Source organism: Mariniphaga anaerophila, from assembly GCF_900129025.1.
In the GTDB taxonomy this organism is placed as follows: Bacteria; Bacteroidota; Bacteroidia; order Bacteroidales; family Prolixibacteraceae; genus Mariniphaga; species Mariniphaga anaerophila.
The window spans coordinates 1-4,749 of sequence record NZ_FQUM01000031.1; the positions used below are offsets into that span (position 1 = coordinate 1).

At 32.4% G+C, this 4,749-nt stretch carries 4 protein-coding genes; all 4 read right to left on the bottom strand.

Going from position 1 to position 4,749, the window contains the following annotated elements; genetic code table 11:
• Nucleotides 1–196: 196 nt before the first annotated feature.
• On the bottom strand, nucleotides 197–1,492 hold the full coding sequence (locus tag BUB08_RS19805) for a DUF6602 domain-containing protein (RefSeq protein WP_139249812.1): 1,296 nt from the start codon (nucleotides 1,490–1,492) through the stop codon (nucleotides 197–199).
• 183 nt (nucleotides 1,493–1,675) lie between these two features.
• The gene (locus tag BUB08_RS19810; protein ID WP_073003663.1) at nucleotides 1,676–2,743 is read right to left on the bottom strand and encodes a DUF262 domain-containing protein; all 1,068 of its coding nucleotides are present in this window, start codon (nucleotides 2,741–2,743) and stop codon (nucleotides 1,676–1,678) included.
• On the bottom strand, nucleotides 2,740–3,480 hold the full coding sequence (locus BUB08_RS19815) for an FRG domain-containing protein (protein ID WP_073003664.1): 741 nt from the start codon (nucleotides 3,478–3,480) through the stop codon (nucleotides 2,740–2,742). Before BUB08_RS19815 ends, BUB08_RS19810 begins: the two co-directional genes overlap by 4 nt.
• A gap of 147 nt (nucleotides 3,481–3,627) precedes the next feature.
• A complete protein-coding gene (locus tag BUB08_RS19820; RefSeq protein WP_073003665.1) occupies nucleotides 3,628–4,626 on the bottom strand; it encodes a hypothetical protein in 999 nt (332 codons plus the stop codon).
• Between the last annotated feature and the right edge of the window lie 123 nt (nucleotides 4,627–4,749).

The following is a 4,749-nucleotide window of genomic DNA, read 5'->3' on the forward strand; positions in this document are numbered from 1 at the left end:
GAAGGTGTTAACAACATACCGAGTTCTTAACAAATTGTGGTTAGGTTTTTAGACAGTCTGACGGTTGGTACATGTTGTCGGGGCGGATTTCGGAGCGCGTTCCTGTCCGAAGGACACGGAACTGCGAAACGAGAATCCGCAGTTGGCGTACCACCGAACCCCGCCCTGCAATATGTACTGTGTTAGCTGCTGGGCTTTAATTTTCATTTTTCTTTTTTCCCAATTCTTTTAATGACCAATTTGTTAATCTTCCACTTTTATTTTCGGCTGCGTAAAATTTCCCATTTTGTATGATACATTGGCATTGGTCTGTCAATAACATTAGTTTTCCATTTTCAATGTAAACTAATCCTGTGGCTTTTAATTTCTCCACAAACTCGTCAAGTGAAGAATAACCGTTTTTAATTACGTATGATTCTAAGTCAGCATCAGTTTCTAAATCAATTTCATATTTATGGCAAAGTTCTGTTACTATTTCAAATTGTGCTAAATCTAATTCAGTTGGTTCCCATTGTGAGACTTCCGTATTCGCTTTTAAATCTTCATCTGAAATTAGTATGTTATTGTATTCCCATCCCAAATTCCCATCAAGTTCTTTTATTCTACAATCTAAATATTTATATGCTGGTTGCATGTCCAAATCTTCACCAAATAATTCTAAAGGTAGTGGTTCAAACTTATATGTTAATCTTGTCCATATAAGTTCTAAAAAGTAATAGGTCGGATTATATGAGGACGTAACATAAAATGACCACCAACCATTTTTTGACAAAGGCTGAATGAAGGGCATTCCATTATTTTTTAACATTGAATATTGACCACATATAATTTGGTTTGGAAAATTATATGGTCCGAAGCCCGCAATTTTGTTCTCAAAATCGAGTGTAATATTTTTCGATAGATAATCGTAAAACGAATCGCGAAAATTATATTCGCTTTTAAACCCATTATACCCCCATATTATCCTGACTGGTAATGATGCATCAATCCATAGATGGTGAAAAATTAATCTTTCGTTTTGGGTTAGTTCGCCAGATTCTATTGCAGAAATATCTTTTTGACAGATATGTCTAAAACTGTCTCTAAATAGTTTATTTACAAATTTTTCTGGTTCTTTTGATTCGTAATAATCTATCAGAAATCTGAAATTATTATATCCTTCCTCAATATCTTTTGAATAAAGGTTTTTCTTAACTTGAATTATAGCAATAACTTGTTCCGGCTCGTATACAAATCTGTCAGTGTATGGAATTTCTTTTCCTTTTCCTTCAACCAATAATACATCAAATTCCGTATTGCAGTTATTAATAAAACTATTTCTAACCACTTTTAGATTCAGATGTTGGAATATAGACTTATTCAATACTGTTGCAGTTAACCCTTCGTACATTGTCCCAATAGTTGTTGGATGTTTTATGTTTTGTTGATTTAATATTTCAACTTCTGCTTTTACAAATTCATTAAGAAGGTCTGCTATTGTAATTATGCTCATTTTGAATATTAATTTAACGCAGTATTGCTTCATTCAGCCTTGCAGCTAACGGTAAATTGTATGTTGCGTAGCGGATTACGGTGCGATTGTCTGTCCGCCAGGACAAGGACAATCGGGGCGAGAATCCGCCCCACGCATACCACTACAACCGCTATGAAATATACAAAATGTTAGGCGCTGAAGTTATATTCTTTTCAATACATATTCTTTCAAGATTTTTAACCTTTGGTTTATCGAACTAGCATCATTTGTCCCTTGTATCGACAATCTATCAAATTCAAGGAAATCAAAGTTAGCTTGAGTAATATCTTCCTCTGCAATCTTTTTGTTAAGTTGAATTTCCTTTTTAAAATCAATGAAAATTTTTCGATTAAAATCTAGCTGTGTTCCAGAGTTCAATAAATCTCTAAATAAAAGAAAATAAATAGGAATGATAGATTGAGTTACAAGCAAGGTATCTTTAGGGGCAAAAATATTATTCATCACTTCTAATATATCTAAGACTTCCTTTTCATATATATTAATATTTAATTGTTTGTCTTTTTTGAATCTCGTTACAAAACTATCTAAATACACTTTTTTAGTATCGATAATTTTATTGTCATGTTCTAATGAAAATACAATAAATAGAAGTCTTACTGCTACCTCTTTGTATTGATATCTTTTATTCGAAAACTTTACTCTTGATTTAAAAAAAGTATTTGAAGCTACAGTGTTAATTGATTTTACTGCTGGACCGCCAAATGCATTTCTTTTTTCTGCAGCGTTTAAAGGGACTGCCTCATTTAATCTCGAAAACATTTCGTCAATTAATTCCAAGTCTGTTGTTTCTATCAGAATAATTGGAATTTCAAATGAATCAAATAGCATTTTTAGCTCAGGATATTCCTTTGCAATATCTTTATAATATAGTCCTCCTGCTTTTATCGACTTATCTTTATAAAAAACAAAATCATCTGCCAATGGAAATTTATTGTCAAGAAAATACCAAAATGTTTCCAGTCTCTGCCTACCATCTATTACAGCAAATTCTTTCCCTGTTTTTTCTCTTTTTTGACTATCTAAAACATGAAAGTATAACTTAGGTATATCATAATCGTTTAAAACAGAATCTATTAGTAATTGTCGTTTTTCTTTAGTCCAAATATCTCCGTTTCGTTGATAGTCAGGATTTATTTGAATAAGCTTTCTTTCATAATTTATTCGAAGAACGTTGGTATTTTTCTTCTCATATGTTTTTATATATTTCATTTTAATTCCTTTTTTAATGTTTCTCCAATGCTCTCAAGTTCGGGAAAAAGAGTGAATCTATTTATACCACACAATTTTAATTCTTCAAGAATTTCCTTTTTACTATCCTTCGGAATTTTATATCTCCATAAATGGTTCTTATCACCAATTTCTTCAATTGGTTTTTTTTCCTTATGAAATATTGTAAAACAACCTAATTGAGATTGCATTCTAGAGTTATTTCGCGTTGTTATCGTTGCTACAGGATACATTTTTGAAGTTGTATCATTTTGATATCTAGGAGGAGAATAGCTCAACAAAGCATCATCGTCAAGTGATGGGATATTAAATGTCTCTTCTGGTCTTATCCCCGCATTGATGTTTAATTCCACTGGTAAAAGAACCCATAATGCAGAATCATCATCATTATTGTTTTGACATGCGAAGTATGCTGCAACTAGGGGAGATTCACTCCAGTCTAATAACCTCGTTGGAACACCATGATGTTGCATAAGAAATAACCATTCAAAATCATTTGACGGAATATCATTTAATAAAAGTGTCGCATTTTGCTTAAACTTTTGTATCAAAGTTTTCTCTGAAACTGGATTTTTGAATCGATAATAGGACGGAAGAAGCTTATAAGTCATTTTGGGTTGACCTCTAAACCAAATAGGACCATCATATCCTTTACTATCATCTTTTAATTTCGATATTAAGTCACTAAGACTTTTTATCGTTTTAGTTGAGTATTTCATATTAAGTTGGTTTCATCGTTTTTCTTTTGCGCCTAACGGTCACTTGTAAGTTGTCGTTGCGGATTTCGGAGCTCGTTCCTGTCCGGCAGGACGGAACGATGTTGCGAGAATCCAGCGTACGACACACCACGAACCCCGCAATGCAATTTACAATTTGTTACCAAACGTATTTTTTTTTAGTTTTTCAATTACTTCTTTGTCTGCAATGTTTTCTATCGAGTTATTCCCATTTCTTGGCTCGTTTTCTTGGTCATTAGTTCTCGAAATTATCTCGTCAATTTCATGGGCGAAATCCCATTTTAACTGCAATATCTTATTGAGTTTATTAACTTTTATAATCTCACAATGAATCAAATCCCCGTTTTTAAAATTTTTAATTGCACTTTTTATAATTTTCTTATTTGTCGGATAAATTGTCGATATAGTTGGCAGTGTCGCATTATATTTTTCATTTACAAGATAACTCGTTTTATCATCGTTGATTTTAATGATTTTTACAGGTAAAATTTCTCCAACCAATTTTTCAATTTCTCCGTTCAGCCACTCTTTTGAAACTTTATTGTCTCCAAAAAGAAGTTGTTCTTTATTGTTGCTCCCCAAAAAGAAAGCTTCCATCGTTTCCCCGATTTCTAATTTTTCGAATGTTTCAAGTGGAGCAAAATTTGATTTGTGAATCATTCCGACAATCGACCCGCAGTCCCAATTGAAATGATATCCAACATCTATAAATAGTCCATATTTTGTTTTATTGATAATAATTCCTTTGTATTTTTCTGTCTCATTTAATTCAATTTTTTTGAATTGAGGAATCTCTCCATTTAGAATTAATGTCAAAGGATTTTTTTCAAATTGATGTGTCTTGCCAAAAAATATTTTTCCTTTTATTGAAGGATAAACAGCATTCCATGAATTATGATTTTCATATTTCCAGGGCATGTGGTCAAATGAAATAAAACCAAATAGACCAGCAGATTTTATTACAAAACCTTTTCTCCTTATTCCTGTGATTTTGAAAGGAATATTTTCACCTTTTTGTTCTAAGTTTTCAAAGTTTGCGACGAGTTTTGATAGATAATCTTTCTCGTCTTGAAAATTGAATATTTTTTTCAAGTCAAGTTTTAGAGTATTCCATTCTATCATTTTCATGCGCTATTTTCTTTTTTCAATATGTTTGGTAACGGTCACTTGTAAGTTGTCGTTGCGGATTGCGGGTGATTGTCCGTCCGCAGGACGAAGACAATCATGCGGGAATCCGAGGCGACAACCTGC

Excerpts from the sequence above, each read along its gene's own strand:
- BUB08_RS19805 (WP_139249812.1), bottom strand. The coding sequence starts at position 1,492 with ATGAGCATAATTACAATAGCAGACCTTCTTAATGAATTTGTAAAAGCA.
- BUB08_RS19810 (WP_073003663.1), bottom strand. The coding sequence starts at position 2,743 with ATGAAATATATAAAAACATATGAGAAGAAAAATACCAACGTTCTTCGA.
- BUB08_RS19815 (WP_073003664.1), bottom strand. The coding sequence starts at position 3,480 with ATGAAATACTCAACTAAAACGATAAAAAGTCTTAGTGACTTAATATCG.
- BUB08_RS19820 (WP_073003665.1), bottom strand. The coding sequence starts at position 4,626 with ATGAAAATGATAGAATGGAATACTCTAAAACTTGACTTGAAAAAAATA.